This window comes from Bradyrhizobium sp. 45, from assembly GCF_023073155.1.
GTDB lineage: Bacteria > Pseudomonadota > Alphaproteobacteria > Rhizobiales > Xanthobacteraceae > Bradyrhizobium > Bradyrhizobium canariense_D.
Window position 1 is genome coordinate 1,504,579 of record NZ_JADPIX010000122.1, and the last position, 14,959, is coordinate 1,519,537.

Genomic DNA, 14,959 nt, shown 5'->3' on the forward strand with positions numbered 1-14,959 from the left:
GCCCCAAATTCCGCCCAATCGACCGTCACTAAGCGCCTTTGGGGGAGGCTGCAGCCTCCCGGAGTGGGACTGCTGGACTGATGATCGATTTGAGGCGACTTCTCGCGCTGGCAGCCGTTGCGCTGCTCGCCTTGAGCACCGGGACGACCGCTGCCTCACCTGCCAAGACGAAGCCCGCCGCGGCCGCACCCGCCGCGCCGCCGCCCCCACCGTTCGAGCCATTGCCGCCGCCGAAGATCTACCTGTTCCGTGGCGCCATGGGGCCGTTCTTCTCCACCGGCATGGACCGGCTCGAAGAGAAGCTGACGCAGGCCGGCTTTTCGGCCAACGTCTATGAATTCACCATCTGCCGATGGATCGGCGATCGTGCGATCTCCAGCTACAAGGAAGCGCCGGCGCCGATCGTGCTGATGGGGCATTCGATGGGCGGGCTTTGCTCGATCGTCATCTCCGAGATGGCGGCCAAGGAGAACATCCCGATCAGCCTCGTCATCACCATCGATCCCGCGCATGCGACCGGCGACGTGCCGCTCAATGTCGAGCGCTTCATCAACATCTATCTCTCCGACAGCGTGCTTGGCGGCGGCAACGTGGTCGCGGTGCCGGGCTATCGCGGTCACTATGCGAGCTATGACCTGAAGGAGAACGCGCGGGTCAGCCACATCAACATCGAGAAGTCCGACGACATCCACCGTCAGATCGTCGACATGGTCACGCAGTTGCCGCGCATTCCGCCCCAGACGCAGGTGGATGCCGTGCCGCTGCGTTATCTCGTGCCGGCGAATACGCTCGTCGAATTGTGGGACAGTGGCGTGCGGCTACCGGTGCGCCGCGGCGACACCATGGAGAGCATCGCGGCAGCCAATCGCGTGCCGCTGTGGTCGCTGGCGCAGAGCAACTCGCTGCCGGAGAACGCGACGCTCACCCCCGGCCAGTCCATCATCGTTCCACGCCACCTGACGCCGCCGGAGCCGACAGCCGCTATGGCGAACCCGCCGCCGGGACGGCGGTAAGCAGTCAGCAACGGAGATGGTCGGGATGGGCTGATGCAGGCACCATCCCTCGCGGCACCTGTCATTCACGCATCTTGTGCCGCGGCAGCCATCTTGATGCGGGTGTCGCCAAGGAGGAGCGAGCCGTGGCGGAAGCCCGGCCCGCCGGGCGATAGGGCGCGGCGAGAAGCATCATAAACAAGGCCCTGTCAGCCGCATATTTGGCAGCGGGTCGGCCATTTTCGAAGCCGTGCATGACCAGGCGTCCTTCCGTCGTGCAGACACGCCATCGCCATGTCCTTCGACCGCACTTCTTCAGGAACACTTCGAATGTCGGGAGGTGTTCGGGCATGTCGATCACCCGTGCCGGCTTGCCGTCAGGCGCGTGGTGGCGTTCCCCATCGCCCGGCTCGGAGCCTGAAAGGTGAGCGGAAAGGCGGAGACGGCGAGCTTCTCGATCGCCGAGCGCTCCTCGGACACACGTCTCTCGATGAACCGCCGTTCGAACTCGGTCAGCTCGGTCTTGAGCAACCGCTGATAGCGGCTGATGTTGCTGCGGTGGCCGCGCAACAAGGCCAGCTCTTCATCAAGCATCATCGCAATCCCCGTTGAGCTGTCGTTGCCTAGGCTGCGAGGCCGGTTCGTTCGACGGATCGCGTGCGGACCGGCTTGCCGCCCGGAGGGCCCTTCGGATGGTGGTCGAGGCTCGCGAGCGCTTCCAGAATTTCGTCGATGGTGACGGCTTTGTCCGAGCCGGGCAGCTCCCGCAATGTCGGGCTCGAGGCGACACTGGCTGCGTCCGAAGCCCAGGACGCTAGGATCGCGCGCTTCTCGCCGATCGACAAAGTTGGATCGGCTATGACGTCGCGGGGATGATCATAGACGGAGCCAGGGTGCAATATCGCGTTCAGATCGATGATGTTGTCGGCATGATCGAGCATGAGAGGTCCTCCTCCTTTCTCTAAAACCTCTGACTTGCATTCGGGTACGCGATCGAAGGCCATGGCCCATCCCGCCCGACGATCGGGCGGGATCACCGGGCCTCCGACAGACCGAATTCAGGCGGCTTTGCCCTCGAGTTGATGCACGTTGCCGGACGGCGCGGCATTGATCGCAATCCGCCGCGGCTTCATGGCTTCAGGGATTTCCCGGACCAGTTCGATCTTGAGCAGGCCGTTTTCGAACGAGGCGCTGTGCACCTGAACATATTCGGCCAGGTTAAACTGCCGCTTGAACGGCCGCGCGGAAATGCCCCGGTAGAGATACTCGCGTTCAGTTCTGTCCGGCTTGTTTCCCTCGACGGTCACCGCGTTCTGCTCGGCCGTCACCGCGACCTCGTTGGGTGAGAAGCCCGCAATCGCAAGCGAAATCTGGTAGCGATCCTCGCCGAGACGTTCGATGTTGTAGGGAGGATAGTTGTCCTCGCCGGCACGCTGTGCCGTTTCAACGAGGTCGAAAAGGCGGTCGAAACCAACGGTCGAACGCCACAAGGGAGAGAAGTCGTAAGCGCGCATAGCCAGATCCTCCAAGGAGCAAAATGGATACGAACGACACCGGACACGACCGGTGCCCGTCTCAGCTTCCCGACCCACCAGGCGTCGGGAACGCCACCTCTCGGCGGCAGCGGAAAAATAAAAAAAGCCCGTTTTGGTTTCAAGAGGGGGGCTCAAAATTTTTCGGAAACCCTGGCGCCTCCCGCTGACGTAGCTCGGATTACACGTTCGATCCGTGGATCGCTTCGATCACGGCATCGGTCACGTCCTTCGTCCTCGCCTTGCCGCCGACATCGGGCGTCAGCACGCCGGCCGCGCAGACGCGCTCCACCGCGGCCATCAACCGCACCGCCGCGTCCTTCTCGCCCAGATGCTCCAGCATCTGTGCGCCGGTCCAGAACGTCGCGACCGGATTGGCGATGCCCTTGCCGGTGATGTCGAAGGCCGAGCCGTGGATCGGCTCGAACATCGAGGGGAAGCGGCGCTGCGGGTCGATATTGGCGGTTGGCGCGACGCCGAGGCTGCCCGCCAGCGCCCCGGCGAGGTCGGAGAGGACGTCGGCGTGCAAATTGGTCGCGACAATGGTGTCGAGGCTCTTCGGATGCAGCGTCATGCGCACCGTCATGGCGTCGACCAGCATCTTGTCCCAGGTCACATCGGGGAATTCGGCCGCGACTTCGGCTGCGATCTCGTCCCACATCACCATGCCATGGCGCTGCGCGTTCGACTTGGTCACCACGGTCAGGAACTTGCGCGGGCGCGACCGCGCCAGCTCGAATGCATAGCGCATGATCCGCGTCACGCCGACGCGGGTGAACACCGCGACCTCGGTGCCGACCTCTTCGGGGAGACCCCTGTGGGCGCGGCCGCCCATGCCGGCATATTCGCCCTCGGAATTCTCGCGCACGATCACCCAGTCGAGGTCGCCGACGCCGACATTGCGCAGCGGCGAGGCGACGCCCGGCAAGATCTTGGTCGGCCGCACATTGGCGTATTGGTCAAAGCCCTGGCAGATCGGCAGCCGCAGGCCCCACAGCGTGATGTGATCGGGCACGTCGGGCGCACCGACCGCGCCGAAATAGATCGCGTCGAATTTCTTGAGCTCCGCGAGACCGTCGGCCGGCATCATCACGCCGTGCTTCTTGTAATAGTCCGAACCCCAGTCGAAGGTCTTGATGTTGAAGGCGAGGTCACCGCTGCGGTTGGCCAGCGCCTCCAGCACGCGGACGCCGGCGGAGATGACCTCGGGGCCGATGCCGTCCGCGGGGATCGCTGCAATCGAATGGGTGCGCATGAAGGGCTCCGTCCAGATGTCGGTGGGGTTGCGTGACACGAGCGAACCTAGGCGGGGAGGGGCAGGGACTCAATCGGCGCTGGTTTATACAAAAAAATGATATAATCCCGTCACGGGATCAGAGGACAGCGAGATGGAATTGCATCAGTTGCGATGCTTCGTGGCGGCGGCCGAGCAGCTGCATTTCGGCCGCGCAGCGCAGCATCTCCAGATGCTGCCCTCCGCACTCGGCCGCCAGATCAGGCTGCTGGAGCAGGATCTGGGCACGCGGCTGTTCGCGCGGACGACGCGTGCGGTGTCGCTGACGGAAGATGGCGTGACGCTGCTGCGTGATGCCCGTGCCATCCTCGCCCGCGTCGAGGCGGTCGAGACCAACCTGCGCAATCGCGCGCGCGCGGGGGCTGCTCGAAAACTCCGGGTCGGCGCCATCGACAGTGCCGCGGCGGGGCTGTTACCGGCGCTGCTGCGCGATTTTCGCGCAAAGCATCCCGATATCGCAGTGCAGCTCCTGGAAGAGAAGACCGTCCGGCTGCTGCCAAAGATCCTGACCGGCGCGCTCGATCTTGCCTTCGTGCGTCCACCGGCTCAGCGGGACAAGCGGCTCGAATTCCGCGATCTGCTGCAGGAAACAGCCATCGTGGCCTTCCCGCAGCGCCACGCGCTGGCCAAACGCAAGTCGATCACGCCGGCGGAGATCGCCGAGGAGGCGATGCTGGTGCCGGATCGTCGCTCGCGGCCGCACAGCCACGACCTCACGATAAGACTATTCGAGCAGGCAGGCCTCACGCCGCGCGTCGTGCAGGTCGCCGACGAGAAGCAGACCATCATCAATCTCGTCGCAACCAGGCTCGGGGTCGCGATCGTGCCGCGCTGGACCATGCGGATGGCGGTGTCAGGCGTGCGCTTCGTGCCGCTGCGGCCAAAGCAGATCGGGCCCGTCGGCCGGCTGCCGCTCGCTGCCGCATGGCTGCGCGGCTCGCGCGACCCCGCCCGCGACGCAATGCTCTCCGTGCTCGAGACGCGCCTGCGCAGCTATGCGCGCGACGCCTGAGGCGCTATGACATCGACTTGGCGAGAGGGGTGATGCGATGGCTGAACGGACAGCTTCGAACGAATTGCGGGTTGCCGTCGCGGGGCTCGGCTCGATCGGCACCAAGATCGCCGCCGCGCTCGATCAGGGCATCGAGGGATTGACGCTCTCCGCCGTGGCGGTGCGCGATCCTGCAAAGCATCAGAAATTGCTCGGCAGCCTGCGTCGTCCGCCATCCCTACTGCCGCTCGACCAGCTCGGCGACGCCGCCGATATCGTGGTGGAGTGCGCGCCGAGCAGCCAACTCCGCGCGATCGTCGAGCCCGCGGTGAAACGCGGCAGGGCCGCGGTCGTTGTCAGCGTCGGTGGGCTGCTCGACAATTTTGATCTCGTCGATCTCGCCCGGGCCAATGGCGGCCGCATCCTCGTGCCGACCGGCGCGCTGATCGGGCTCGACGCCGTCAACGCCGCCGCGATCGGCACAATTCACTCGGTGAAGATGGTGACGCGCAAGCCGATCGACGGCTTGAAGGGCGCGCCGTTCATCGTCCAGAACAACATCGATATCGACAATCTGCGCGAGCCGCTCAAGCTGTTCGAGGGGACCGCGCGAGAGGCAGCGAAAGGCTTTCCGGCCAATCTCAACGTCGCGGTCGCGCTGTCGCTCGCGGGCGTCGGGCCGGATCGCACCCAGGTGCAAATCTGGGCCGACCCGACCGTGACGCGCAATGTTCATCGCATCGAGGTCGAGTCGGATTCCGCGCGCTTCTCGATGTCAATCGAGAACGTCCCCTCCGAGAATCCCAAGACCGGGTTGATCACGGCACTGTCGGTGATCGCGCTGCTCCGCAAGCAGCGCACCACGCTTAGCGTTGGCACATAACCTTCAAGCGCCCGTCACGCGCCAGATCACGTTGCCGACGTCGTCGGCCATCAGCAGCGATTTCTTGTCGGGACCGATCACGACGCCGACCGGACGGCCGTAGGATTCTTTCTCGTCCGGCGCGAGGAAGCCGGACAGGATGTCGCGTGCTGGACCCGAAGGCTTTCCGTTCTCGAACGGGATGAACACCAGCTTGTAGCCGGACAGCGTGCTGCGATTCCACGAGCCGTGCTGGCCGATCGCCATGCCGTCGGGGAAGCCCGGCAGCGTGCCCGCGGGCATCCAGCACAGGCCGAGCGAGGCGGTGTGGCCGCCGAGCGCGTAGTCAGGCGTGAGTGCCTTGGCGACCATCGCCGGATCCTGCGGCACGCGGTCATCCACCGTCTTGCCCCAGTAGCAATAGGGCCAGCCGTAGAAACCGCCGTCGCGCACCGAGGTCAGATAGTCCGGCGGCGTTTCGTCGCCGAGGCCGTCGCGCTCGTTGACGACGGTCCAGAGCACACCGGTCGTCGGCTCCCAGGCGAGACCAACCGGGTTGCGCAGGCCGGCGGCGAAGATGCGGTGCGTACCGGCGACGAGGTCGAGCTCGTAGACCGCGGCGCGGCCTTCCTCGACCTCCATGCCCATCTCGCCGATGTTGCTGAGCGAGCCGACGCCGGCATAGAGTTTCTTGCCGTCGGGGCTTGCGAGCAGGCTGCGGGTCCAGTGGCCGCTCGGCTTGAAAGTGGTGAGGCGCTTGCCCGGCGCGGTGATGCGATCGGCATTCGCCACGTACGGGAAGGCCATCACGCCGTCGGTGTTGCCGACATAGAAGGTGTCGCCGACCAGCGCCATGCCGAACGGCTGGCTGAGGTTTTCCATGAACGCGCCGCGATACTCCGCGACGCCGTCGCCATCCTTGTCGCGCAGCAGCGTGATGCGGTTGGCGCTGACGCCGAGCGCGGCGGCGCGCCGCATCGTCGCTTGCATTGCGTAGTGAAACACGGACCGCGGCGCCCCCGCGATCTGCGTCGCCTCCGCGATCAGCACGTCGCCATTGGGCAGCACCTCGATCCAGCGCGGATGGTCGAGGCCGGTCGCGAACGCATTGACCTTGAGCCCGGGTGCGACCGTCGGCTTCTGTCCTTCGCTCCAGCCCCGCGCCGTCGGCATCTTCAGTGTCGGAATGGCGCCTTGCGGTTTTGCTTCGGGAATCGCGGGCGACTGGCCCCAGGCCGGCGCAGGCACGGTGCCTGACAGCTTCCGCCATTGCAGCGCGATGCCGCCGAGAAGCGCAACGAACTGCGCAAAGATGCTGGAAAACGTCATGAGAAGCCCCTGTTTGCGGGCGCATCCAACGGGCTGGCGGGGCAGACGTCAACCTGTGCGATGGGCCGCGGGGCTCTATTCCCGTGGAATGGCAGCCGTTCGAATTTGCATGGGACGAATGCCGGCAAGCGGGGCCCGGAGATCAGTGGCCGATCTGCCGCTCTGCCCGGCGCGCCGCGCGAAAATCATCCAGATGATGGATGTTCGGCGCGAGCGCGGCCTCCCTGGACAGGAGATGATAGACACGCGCCACGGTGCGCTGCTTCTGCTTCGGCCGCCCCGGCGGCAGCGCCCGCGCCTTGCGGACGGCGGCGATCGCGTGCTCGCGAAAATAATCGTAGGCGTCGGACATGGCTCGATGCTCTGCGGTCAGTGGCAGGTATCGAGAGGCTAACGGGCTGGAGGGAAGGCAGTTCCTCTCGCTGTCGTCCGGCGAAGGCCGGGACGACAGCGAATGTGGGGCGCGTCCGCCGCTCTCAGCGCGGCGACAGGAACGGGATGATCATCGGCACGCGGCGGCAATAGGCGCCGTAGGCGTCTTCGCCGAGCTCCTTGGACAGGAACACTTCTTCCATCCGGCCCTTCTGCCACATGCCGAGCGAGATCAGGATCGCGCCGAGCATCGCGGTCACCGTGCCGACCGCGATGCCCGTCACCAGCATGCCGAGGATCAGGCCGGTGTAGATCGGATGGCGTACGATGCCGTACGGGCCGGTGTCGATGACGCGGTGGTCTTGCTTGTGGGTGATGGTGTTGGACCAGAATTGTCCGAGATGCAGCCGTCCCCACCAGGTGAAGGAGATCCCGGCCAGCACGATCAGCGCCACCACGTAGACAGCTGTATTGCTGAACACCCAGAGCGGCTTCTCGCCGAGCACTTCCGCGGTCCATGGCGTGAACAGGATGCCGCCGACCAGGATCGGGATGCGATAGCGGCCGGACTCCAGCGTCATTACCTGCTTCTGGGTGCGGCCCTGCCAGAACGAGGCGCCGACCCAGCTTGCGAGCCAGGCGAGCCAGATCAGGGCGAGCAGTTGCGTCGGCCAAGTCGTGGTCCAACCACCCCAGGCGACAGAGAGAAGCTTGCTGAAATCGAAGGACATGCGGAAAGGTTCTTTGGGTTGGGCGGCAGCTCAGCTGGCGCGCGAGGAGAGCGCGTGATGCTCGATGGCGCCGGAGGCAAGCGCGCCGCCGCGGGCGAGAAGATGGGTGATGGTTTCGCGCAGGACCGGCTCGATCGGGCGCGGCGCGTAGCCGAGTTCGGTGCGCGCCTTGCTGATCGAGAGGTCGCTCGCGGCGAGCGCAATGCGCACGCCCTCGGCGGTGCCGTTGGGCGGCCTGCGCGTGATGCGGTCAGAGAGATATTCAAGCATGATGCCGGACAGCTCGGCCATCTTGCCGGGAACGACGACCGGGAATTGCCGGCGGCCGCTCATCGCGGACATCATCCGCAGAATCTGGCCGAGCCTGACGCAGTCGCCGCCGAGGATGTAGCGCTGGCCGTTACGCCCGCGTTCCATGGTCAGCACGAGGCCCATGGCAACGTCGCGAACGTCGACGAGATTGACCGGGAAGTCGAGATGCGGCTGCACTTTCTTCTGCAGGAAGTACCACAGCATCGCAGTCGGCGGCGTCAGATTGTGGTCGGCAGCACCGATCGGCATGGTCGGGGTGCCGATCACCAGCGGAAAACCTTCAGCTGCGGCCTTCGCGGCGCAATGCTCGGCCAGCGATTTCGACCGCGTGTAGGCGCCCGGCATCGCATCGGCCGGCTGCAGCGCCTCTTCGGCGGGAACACCGTTGAGGTCGGAATAGGGGAATAGGATCGATTCCGTCGAGCAGTGCAGAAAGCGCGAGACCCCGCGCTTCATCGCGGCCGCGAGCACGATCTCGGTGCCGCGGCAATTGACGTCGTGAAAGGCCTGCTTGTCGGCGACCCACATGCCGGGCAGGCCCGCGAGGTGATAGACCTGATCGACCCCAGCAATCGCGGCATCGACCGCGGCACCGTCGAGCACCGAGCCTTGGGCATATTCAACGTCGGCATACGGCGCGGCAGGCGCACGGACGTCGAGAACACGCACCCGCTGCCCACGGGCGCGGAGCGCTTCTACAAGATGATGTCCGATGAAGCCGCTGCCACCGGTAACCAGTACGAGAGCCATGCAGTAGGTTTGCTGTTTCGCGTCTAGAACTATCGGGTTGAAAGGGAATTGGTCGGAGCAGGCGCCAGAATCGCGGCAAGGTCGCGACGGAAGCCCAATGCAATGAATAATTTTGCCATGACAAACATCGGTCCAAGCAGAAAATGCGTGGGGTGGTCGACCATCGACGGCTGCCGCTCCTCGAAAACCTTGTGACCGACGATTTGCGACGCGACGCCGAGCCCGATCAGCACCACAAAAATCGACCACATCATGACGATCGAGACCTGATTGCCAATCGCGGTTGCGACCGAAAGCAGCACGATCATCGAGGCGAGGATGCCGAGCCCGATCCCGGCGTCCAGCATCAGCCAGTAGGCCAGCACCGGCAGGGCAAGAACCATGGCCAGGCTGACCTCGATCCCGAACACCGGGAAATGGACCAGCGTCAGCGGCAGCACGGCGCCGGTGAAGAGCAGGAGGATGCCGACCACGTGCATCGCGCAGTTCCAGGGATCGCGATGATATTCGACGTAGTCGGCCAGCTGACGTTGAAAATAACTGGCCATCTCGGTCTCGTGCAGCATGGGGTCGGGCAGGGCGAAAAAAGCCTATAGCACCTGATAGGGCGGTGCACAAACCGGCGTAATTGTCGCGCGAAACCGCGCTGTTGCGCTGTGAGACAGGTCACAAAAGAAACGTGACTTCAAAGGGTTGCGTCAGACGCCGTGGCGCGTCCGCTCAGCGCTTCTTGGCGGGCTTTTTCGCTGCAGGCGCAGGTGTCGCAGCCGGATGCGCAGGCGCTTCCTCCGGTACCTTGGCGTAGGTCAGGATTTGCAACTGGGCGTTGGCGGCTGAGGTCGGCCTGGCCCGGTCGAGAAACTGCTCCTCGCCGAGGCCGATCGGATGCAGCCGCTTGGTCGAGATCTTGAACGTGTTCACCAGCACGTCGCGTATCGCGTCCGCCCGGCGCTGGCTCAGGATCGCGTTGGCCTCGCGCGTCTTCGCGTTGGATTCGACATGGCCGACGATCAGGAACGTGTAGGGCAGCAGCGAGGCATGGACCAGCGCATCGGCGAGGCGGCCGACGGTCTGGTAGGACGCCGGCTGGATGATCGGCGTGTCGGCGTCGAACTGGATCTGCGCAGTGAAGGTCGGCAGATTGACCAGATCAGGCGCGATCAGCGGCCGGTTCACCGGACCGGGATCGTTCTTGATCCTGGCCTTGGCCCGCTCCATCACCTGCAGCTTCAGCGCGGGGAGATCGATCTCGGCGGCTTGTTCGAAATGGTTGAGCTTGCCGACGATGTCGTCGCGGGTTGGCGGCGCCGTCTGCGCTTCCGCTGTGCCCGCGAGCAAAGCGAGGCCGAGCGCGATGCATATTCCGGCGGTGGAAAGCCTCGTCGCTGGCATCACCGATACCCCGCGTCGTCAACGGCCTTCAGGCAATTGTTGCTGATGCCCTTGGGCGTCGAGACCAGGCAGGGGACCGCCTTGCTGGTCTCCTTGGTCGAGCCGCCGCAGACCTTGACGATCTCGCGCTGGCAGACGTTCGCCACGGTGACACGGGCTGCGACGCGCTTCTGGATGGCGTCGAAGGCACCGAGATAATCGCTCTGGCACTGCTGCGAGAGCACGTCGCGGTTGCGCGAGAGGCACTCCTTCAGGCGGGTCGAATCCGGGTTGACGCCGCGGCAATTGGCGACGATTTCCGCGCCGCAACTTTTCGCCAGCAGCCCGATCGCATCGCCAAAGCTCATGGTCTCCGCCGCCGCAAGCGACGGCATACCCAATGCCAGCAAGATCAGTGTGATGGAGCCCCGGACCATGGCCGCATCTGATACGGGGAAGTTCACGGTGGTCAAGGGCTGTTCGGACCTGAACTGTCGAGAGTCCGACCAGTGCGGCGAACAGTCCTCACTCCGTGGCCTCAGTGAGGGGTGGCCATTCGATCAGGGCGACCGTGTGCTTCCCGAGCTCGTCGGCGACATCAGGGTCGGCCTTGAGCTCGTCCAATGTCCGCGGCGGGGGAAGCTGGCGGCCGTCCGCGGTCAGTTCCTGTGCATAGAACGCGAGTGCCTCGGGCGCATTCTCCAGGGCCTCATCGACGTCGTCGCCGCCGGAAATGCAGCCGGGCAGGTCCGGAAACCACACGCCGACGGCTTCGTCCGGGCCGGCGTCCTCGATGATGGCGATGTAGTGCGGCATGCAGGCCTCACGCCCGCTGCACAAAACTGTCCACGACCTTCTTCTCCCCCGCCTTGTCGAAGGCGATGGTGAGCTTGTTGCCGTCGATCTTGGTGACGCGGCCATAGCCGAATTTCTGGTGGAAGACGCGGTCGGAGAGGGAGAATTCCGAGGTCGTGCCGGTGGATTTGGCCACCAGCTCGCCCTCGATCGTCAGCGGCCCGCGGCGGCGCGAGGAGAAGCTGCCGAAATCGGGCGAGGACGACTGGGACGAAAACGACGAGGCCTGTTCCTCGAAACTGCCGCGGCCGCCATTGCCGCCGCCACCGCCGCCGCGATTGCGATTGGCCTGGGCGCGCTGCCAGCCCGGGGTCGAATAGGTGGAGCCGAACGCTTCCATGTCGTCGAAGCGGGAGGCGCCGTAGCCGCCGGTGCCGCCCCAGGCCGAGCCGCCCTTGGATTCCGTGATCTCGACATTGGCCGCGGGCAGTTCGTCGAGAAAGCGCGAGGGGATCGTGGTCGACCAGGTGCCGTGGATCCGGCGGTTGGTGGCAAAATAGATTTTGGCGCGGCGGCGGGCCCGGGTCAGGCCGACATGACCGAGCCGGCGCTCTTCCTCGAGGCCGGCGCGGCCCTGTTCGTCCAACGTGCGCTGGCTCGGAAACAGGCCTTCCTCCCAGCCGGGCAGGAACACGTTGTCGAATTCCAGCCCCTTGGCCGAATGCAGCGTCATCAGCGACACCGCGTCCTCGTCGGCGCCGCTGTCGCGGTCCATCACCAGTGAGATGTGCTCCAAAAACCCTTGCAGGTTCTCGAACTCCTCCATCGAGCGCACCAGCTCCTTGAGGTTTTCGAGCCGACCCGCGGCGTCCGCCGAACGGTCCTTCTGCCACATCTCGGTGTAGCCGCTCTCGTCGAGCACGATCTCGGCGAGCTCGGTGTGCGAGGTGACCTCGCGCTGGGCGCGCCAGCGGTCGAACTGGGCGACGACGTCGCGCAAGGAGCCGCGCGCCTTCGGCTTCAGCTCATCGGTCTCGACCACCGCGCGCGCCGCCTCGAACAGCGGGATGCGGCGCTTGCGGGCGTGATCGTGCAGCATCTGCACGGTGGCATCGCCCAGGCCGCGCTTGGGCGTGTTGACGATGCGCTCGAAGGCGAGATCGTCGGCCGGTGAATTGATGACGCGGAGATAAGCCAGCGCATCGCGGATCTCGGCGCGCTCGTAGAAGCGCGGGCCGCCGATGACGCGATAGGGCAGGCCGAGCGTGACGAAGCGGTCCTCGAACTCGCGCATCTGGTAGGAGGCGCGCACCAGAATCGCGATCTCGTTGAGCTTGTCGCCCTGGCGCTGGATCTGCTCGATCTCCTCGCCGATGCCGCGGGCTTCCTCTTCCGAATCCCAAGAGCCTGTTACCGTGACCTTCTCGCCGTCCTGGTCCTCGGTGCGCAGCGTCTTGCCGAGCCGGCCCTCGTTGTGGGCGATCAGGTGCGAGGCGGCGGCGAGGATGTGGCCCGTCGAGCGGTAGTTGCGCTCGAGGCGGATGACCTTGGCGCCGGGGAAATCATGGTCGAAGCGCAGGATGTTGTCGACCTCCGCGCCGCGCCAGCCATAGATCGACTGGTCGTCGTCGCCGACGCAGCAGATGTTTTTGACGTGGCGCGTCTGCTCCTTCTCCCCGCTTGCGGGGTCGCGACGAGCTTCGCTCACGCTGAGAAGGTCAGGATGAGGGGCTGCCTCCACGAGCTCAGCTTGCTGAGAGTCCCCCTCACCCGGATCGCTCGGGCGCGCAATTGCGCTGCCGGGCGATCCGACCTCTCCCCGCACGCGGGGAGAGGCAAAAGAAGTCGGCGCTTGGGACAGCAGCCGCAGCCACAGATATTGAGCGACGTTGGTGTCTTGATACTCATCGACCAGGATGAATTTGAAGCGCTGCTGGTACTGCCGCAGGATATCCGGGTGCTCGCGGAAGATGCGGATGTCCTCGAGCAGCAGATCGCCGAAATCGGCGGCGTTCAGGATCTTCAGCCGCTCCTGGTAGCTCGCATAGAGCTTGCCGCCCTTGCCGTTGGCGAACACGGCGGCTTCGCCCGACGGCACCTGCGACGGCGTCAGGCCGCGGTTCTTCCAGCCGTCGATCAGCCCGGCCAGCATGCGCGCCGGCCAGCGCTTGTCGTCGATATTGTCGGCTTGCAGAAGCTGCTTGAGCAGTCGGACCTGATCGTCGACGTCGAGCACGGTGAAGTTCGACTTGAGCTGCGCCAGCTCGGCGTGGGTGCGCAGGATGCGCCCGCCGATGGAGTGGAAGGTGCCGAGCCACGGCATGCCTTCGACGGCATGGCCGAGCATCTGACCGAGCCGATGTTTCATTTCGCGCGCGGCCTTGTTGGTGAAGGTCACCGACAGGATTTCGGATGGGCGGGCGCGGCCCTGGCTCAGGATGTGGGCGATGCGCGTGGTCAGCACGCGGGTCTTGCCGGTGCCGGCGCCGGCCAGCACCAGAACCGGCCCGTCCAGCGTCTCCACAGCCTCGCGCTGCTCCGGATTGAGCCCGGACAGGTATTGCGGGCCTACCGAGGCGCGCGCACGCGCGGCGATGCCGCCGGCTGCGGGCTGGTGGTCGGGGACGCTCTGGGACGTGATCTTGCTCGGCTCGGTCATGCGAATCATTTGCCCCACGTTGGCACCGCGGGGTGGTGAAAGGGGAGCCTTCTTAACAGGGATTGGTCCCTATATGGGGCCGCGGACAGGGGTTTTCCACGTGCGCCGAAAGCCAATTTGTTCCTGTCGGTCAGGCGAATTTCCGGCTTCAGCGGCCCGGAACCATTGTTCCGAGTTGGCGATTGGTTCTGCAAGTGAGGCGCGTCAGCCGCGCCGATCGCAGACAGACATCGAAACAGAGGTTCGGATCATGCTTAGCTGGGTAGTTACGTTTCTGGTTATCGCCCTGATCGCCGGTATCCTGGGCTTTGGCGGCCTCGCCGGCGCGTCGATCGAAATCGCCAAGATCATCTTCTTCATCGCAGTCGTGTTGTTCCTGGTCTCGGCCGTTGTCGGACTGGCACGGGGTCGTAACAGGGTTTAGCGCGCTTACCGCTTCGAGGGCATCGCCACGTTCCGGCCGATGCCCTCGGGCCGCGGGACGGCGCTGTGGGCCTTGACCACCGCTGCGATGCGCTCACGGATGTCTGGGGGAAAAGCCGCCACCTTTCGTGAGCCCATGTCGATGTGAAGCGACATGTTTTCCGATGTGGCGGACAGCCATCCTTCGGTCGCGTGCCGCAGCTCCTGGAAGGTGTGCAGCCGCTTGTCGTCGGCTTCCAGCAGCCAGACCGAGACCTGCACGAGATCGTCGAGGTGGATTTCGCGCAAATACCGCACGTGGCATTCGGCGGTGAAGGTCGAGCCGCCGCGCTCCTTCATGTAGCCCGGTCCGATCCCGAGCGTCAGCCACATCTGGTCGATCGCGCGGTCGAACATCACGTTGTAATAGGCCATGTTGAGGTGGCCGTTGTAGTCGATCCATTGCGGCTCGATCTGCATGATTGACGAGCGGAACGGCACGCCCTCGATCGTTGTGGCAGCAGTCTCCGGCATGTGTCCTTCCCCAGCTATGCGTCCGGTCGCTTG

General features: G+C 65.1%; 18 protein-coding genes. 4 read left to right on the forward strand and 14 right to left on the reverse strand.

The window, feature by feature from the left end:
• The first annotated feature begins 80 nt into the window (after window positions 1-80).
• Entirely contained in the window at window positions 81-1,013 is a 933-nt protein-coding gene (locus IVB42_RS27600) for a LysM peptidoglycan-binding domain-containing protein (RefSeq protein WP_247294832.1), read from the forward strand.
• Window positions 1,014-1,349: 336 nt separating this feature from the next.
• Here IVB42_RS27600 and IVB42_RS27605 read toward each other — a convergent pair whose 3' ends face one another.
• The 4 genes from IVB42_RS27605 to IVB42_RS27620 all read right to left on the reverse strand — a co-directional run bounded on the left by IVB42_RS27605 (window position 1,350) and on the right by IVB42_RS27620 (window position 3,779).
• Complete coding sequence (locus IVB42_RS27605; RefSeq protein ID WP_018454273.1) at window positions 1,350-1,589, reverse strand: hypothetical protein; 240 nt, start codon at window positions 1,587-1,589, stop codon at window positions 1,350-1,352.
• A 26-nt stretch (window positions 1,590-1,615) separates the two neighbouring features.
• A complete protein-coding gene (locus tag IVB42_RS27610; RefSeq protein WP_018454274.1) occupies window positions 1,616-1,933 on the reverse strand; it encodes a hypothetical protein in 318 nt (105 codons plus the stop codon).
• Between the two features lie 117 nt (window positions 1,934-2,050).
• Window positions 2,051-2,506, reverse strand: a complete 456-nt coding sequence (locus IVB42_RS27615) for an Hsp20 family protein (protein WP_247295145.1) — start codon at window positions 2,504-2,506, stop codon at window positions 2,051-2,053.
• 199 nt (window positions 2,507-2,705) lie between these two features.
• Entirely contained in the window at window positions 2,706-3,779 is a 1,074-nt protein-coding gene (locus tag IVB42_RS27620; protein ID WP_247294829.1) for a tartrate dehydrogenase, read from the reverse strand.
• A 133-nt stretch (window positions 3,780-3,912) separates the two neighbouring features.
• On the opposite strand from IVB42_RS27620, the gene IVB42_RS27625 reads away from it, so the two are divergent.
• Together IVB42_RS27625 and IVB42_RS27630 are read left to right on the forward strand one after the other, a co-directional pair.
• On the forward strand, window positions 3,913-4,830 hold the full coding sequence (locus tag IVB42_RS27625) for a LysR family transcriptional regulator (RefSeq protein ID WP_018454277.1): 918 nt from the start codon (window positions 3,913-3,915) through the stop codon (window positions 4,828-4,830).
• Between the two features lie 37 nt (window positions 4,831-4,867).
• The gene (locus IVB42_RS27630) at window positions 4,868-5,692 is read left to right on the forward strand and encodes an aspartate dehydrogenase (protein WP_247294827.1); all 825 of its coding nucleotides are present in this window, start codon (window positions 4,868-4,870) and stop codon (window positions 5,690-5,692) included.
• A 3-nt stretch (window positions 5,693-5,695) separates the two neighbouring features.
• On the opposite strand, the gene IVB42_RS27635 is transcribed toward IVB42_RS27630, so the two are convergent.
• The 9 genes from IVB42_RS27635 to IVB42_RS27675 all read right to left on the reverse strand — a co-directional run bounded on the left by IVB42_RS27635 (window position 5,696) and on the right by IVB42_RS27675 (window position 13,999).
• A complete protein-coding gene (locus IVB42_RS27635; RefSeq protein WP_018454279.1) occupies window positions 5,696-7,000 on the reverse strand; it encodes a sorbosone dehydrogenase family protein in 1,305 nt (434 codons plus the stop codon).
• A gap of 142 nt (window positions 7,001-7,142) precedes the next feature.
• Window positions 7,143-7,352, reverse strand: coding sequence for a hypothetical protein (locus tag IVB42_RS27640; protein ID WP_018454280.1), 210 nt, complete (start codon window positions 7,350-7,352; stop codon window positions 7,143-7,145).
• 124 nt (window positions 7,353-7,476) lie between these two features.
• Window positions 7,477-8,103 (reverse strand): isoprenylcysteine carboxylmethyltransferase family protein, encoded by a 627-nt coding sequence (locus IVB42_RS27645; protein ID WP_007600907.1) that lies wholly within the window; start codon window positions 8,101-8,103, stop codon window positions 7,477-7,479.
• A 30-nt stretch (window positions 8,104-8,133) separates the two neighbouring features.
• Window positions 8,134-9,165 carry an NAD-dependent epimerase/dehydratase family protein gene (locus IVB42_RS27650; RefSeq protein ID WP_018454281.1) on the reverse strand — a complete coding sequence of 344 codons (1,032 nt, stop codon included), beginning with the start codon at window positions 9,163-9,165 and terminating at the stop codon, window positions 8,134-8,136.
• Between the two features lie 29 nt (window positions 9,166-9,194).
• Window positions 9,195-9,731, reverse strand: coding sequence for an Mpo1-like protein (locus tag IVB42_RS27655; protein WP_018454282.1), 537 nt, complete (start codon window positions 9,729-9,731; stop codon window positions 9,195-9,197).
• 154 nt (window positions 9,732-9,885) lie between these two features.
• Window positions 9,886-10,557: an OmpA family protein gene (locus IVB42_RS27660; RefSeq protein WP_018454283.1), complete on the reverse strand. Its 672-nt coding sequence runs from the start codon at window positions 10,555-10,557 to the stop codon at window positions 9,886-9,888.
• Window positions 10,557-10,973: a hypothetical protein gene (locus IVB42_RS27665; RefSeq protein WP_018454284.1), complete on the reverse strand. Its 417-nt coding sequence runs from the start codon at window positions 10,971-10,973 to the stop codon at window positions 10,557-10,559. Before IVB42_RS27665 ends, IVB42_RS27660 begins: the two co-directional genes overlap by 1 nt.
• 88 nt (window positions 10,974-11,061) lie before the next feature.
• Window positions 11,062-11,352, reverse strand: a complete 291-nt coding sequence (locus IVB42_RS27670; RefSeq protein WP_018454285.1) for a type II toxin-antitoxin system HicB family antitoxin — start codon at window positions 11,350-11,352, stop codon at window positions 11,062-11,064.
• 7 nt (window positions 11,353-11,359) lie between these two features.
• On the reverse strand, window positions 11,360-13,999 hold the full coding sequence (locus IVB42_RS27675) for a UvrD-helicase domain-containing protein (protein WP_085385100.1): 2,640 nt from the start codon (window positions 13,997-13,999) through the stop codon (window positions 11,360-11,362).
• Between the two features lie 241 nt (window positions 14,000-14,240).
• Between IVB42_RS27675 and IVB42_RS27680 the strand changes: the two genes are divergently transcribed.
• The gene (locus IVB42_RS27680; RefSeq protein ID WP_007600914.1) at window positions 14,241-14,414 is read left to right on the forward strand and encodes a DUF1328 domain-containing protein; all 174 of its coding nucleotides are present in this window, start codon (window positions 14,241-14,243) and stop codon (window positions 14,412-14,414) included.
• Between the two features lie 5 nt (window positions 14,415-14,419).
• Here IVB42_RS27680 and IVB42_RS27685 read toward each other — a convergent pair whose 3' ends face one another.
• Window positions 14,420-14,926 carry a thioesterase family protein gene (locus IVB42_RS27685; protein ID WP_085385101.1) on the reverse strand — a complete coding sequence of 169 codons (507 nt, stop codon included), beginning with the start codon at window positions 14,924-14,926 and terminating at the stop codon, window positions 14,420-14,422.
• Between the last annotated feature and the right edge of the window lie 33 nt (window positions 14,927-14,959).

Excerpts from the sequence above, each read along its gene's own strand:
- IVB42_RS27645 (WP_007600907.1), bottom strand. The coding sequence starts at position 8,103 with ATGTCCTTCGATTTCAGCAAGCTTCTCTCTGTCGCCTGGGGTGGTTGG.
- IVB42_RS27650 (WP_018454281.1), bottom strand. The coding sequence starts at position 9,165 with ATGGCTCTCGTACTGGTTACCGGTGGCAGCGGCTTCATCGGACATCAT.
- IVB42_RS27605 (WP_018454273.1), bottom strand. The coding sequence starts at position 1,589 with ATGATGCTTGATGAAGAGCTGGCCTTGTTGCGCGGCCACCGCAGCAAC.
- IVB42_RS27615 (WP_247295145.1), bottom strand. The coding sequence starts at position 2,506 with ATGCGCGCTTACGACTTCTCTCCCTTGTGGCGTTCGACCGTTGGTTTC.
- IVB42_RS27660 (WP_018454283.1), bottom strand. The coding sequence starts at position 10,557 with ATGCCAGCGACGAGGCTTTCCACCGCCGGAATATGCATCGCGCTCGGC.
- IVB42_RS27685 (WP_085385101.1), bottom strand. The coding sequence starts at position 14,926 with ATGCCGGAGACTGCTGCCACAACGATCGAGGGCGTGCCGTTCCGCTCG.
- IVB42_RS27675 (WP_085385100.1), bottom strand. The coding sequence starts at position 13,999 with ATGATTCGCATGACCGAGCCGAGCAAGATCACGTCCCAGAGCGTCCCC.
- IVB42_RS27635 (WP_018454279.1), bottom strand. The coding sequence starts at position 7,000 with ATGACGTTTTCCAGCATCTTTGCGCAGTTCGTTGCGCTTCTCGGCGGC.
- IVB42_RS27655 (WP_018454282.1), bottom strand. The coding sequence starts at position 9,731 with ATGCTGCACGAGACCGAGATGGCCAGTTATTTTCAACGTCAGCTGGCC.
- IVB42_RS27680 (WP_007600914.1), top strand. The coding sequence starts at position 14,241 with ATGCTTAGCTGGGTAGTTACGTTTCTGGTTATCGCCCTGATCGCCGGT.
- IVB42_RS27620 (WP_247294829.1), bottom strand. The coding sequence starts at position 3,779 with ATGCGCACCCATTCGATTGCAGCGATCCCCGCGGACGGCATCGGCCCC.
- IVB42_RS27640 (WP_018454280.1), bottom strand. The coding sequence starts at position 7,352 with ATGTCCGACGCCTACGATTATTTTCGCGAGCACGCGATCGCCGCCGTC.
- IVB42_RS27665 (WP_018454284.1), bottom strand. The coding sequence starts at position 10,973 with ATGGTCCGGGGCTCCATCACACTGATCTTGCTGGCATTGGGTATGCCG.
- IVB42_RS27630 (WP_247294827.1), top strand. The coding sequence starts at position 4,868 with ATGGCTGAACGGACAGCTTCGAACGAATTGCGGGTTGCCGTCGCGGGG.
- IVB42_RS27600 (WP_247294832.1), top strand. The coding sequence starts at position 81 with ATGATCGATTTGAGGCGACTTCTCGCGCTGGCAGCCGTTGCGCTGCTC.
- IVB42_RS27670 (WP_018454285.1), bottom strand. The coding sequence starts at position 11,352 with ATGCCGCACTACATCGCCATCATCGAGGACGCCGGCCCGGACGAAGCC.
- IVB42_RS27610 (WP_018454274.1), bottom strand. The coding sequence starts at position 1,933 with ATGCTCGATCATGCCGACAACATCATCGATCTGAACGCGATATTGCAC.
- IVB42_RS27625 (WP_018454277.1), top strand. The coding sequence starts at position 3,913 with ATGGAATTGCATCAGTTGCGATGCTTCGTGGCGGCGGCCGAGCAGCTG.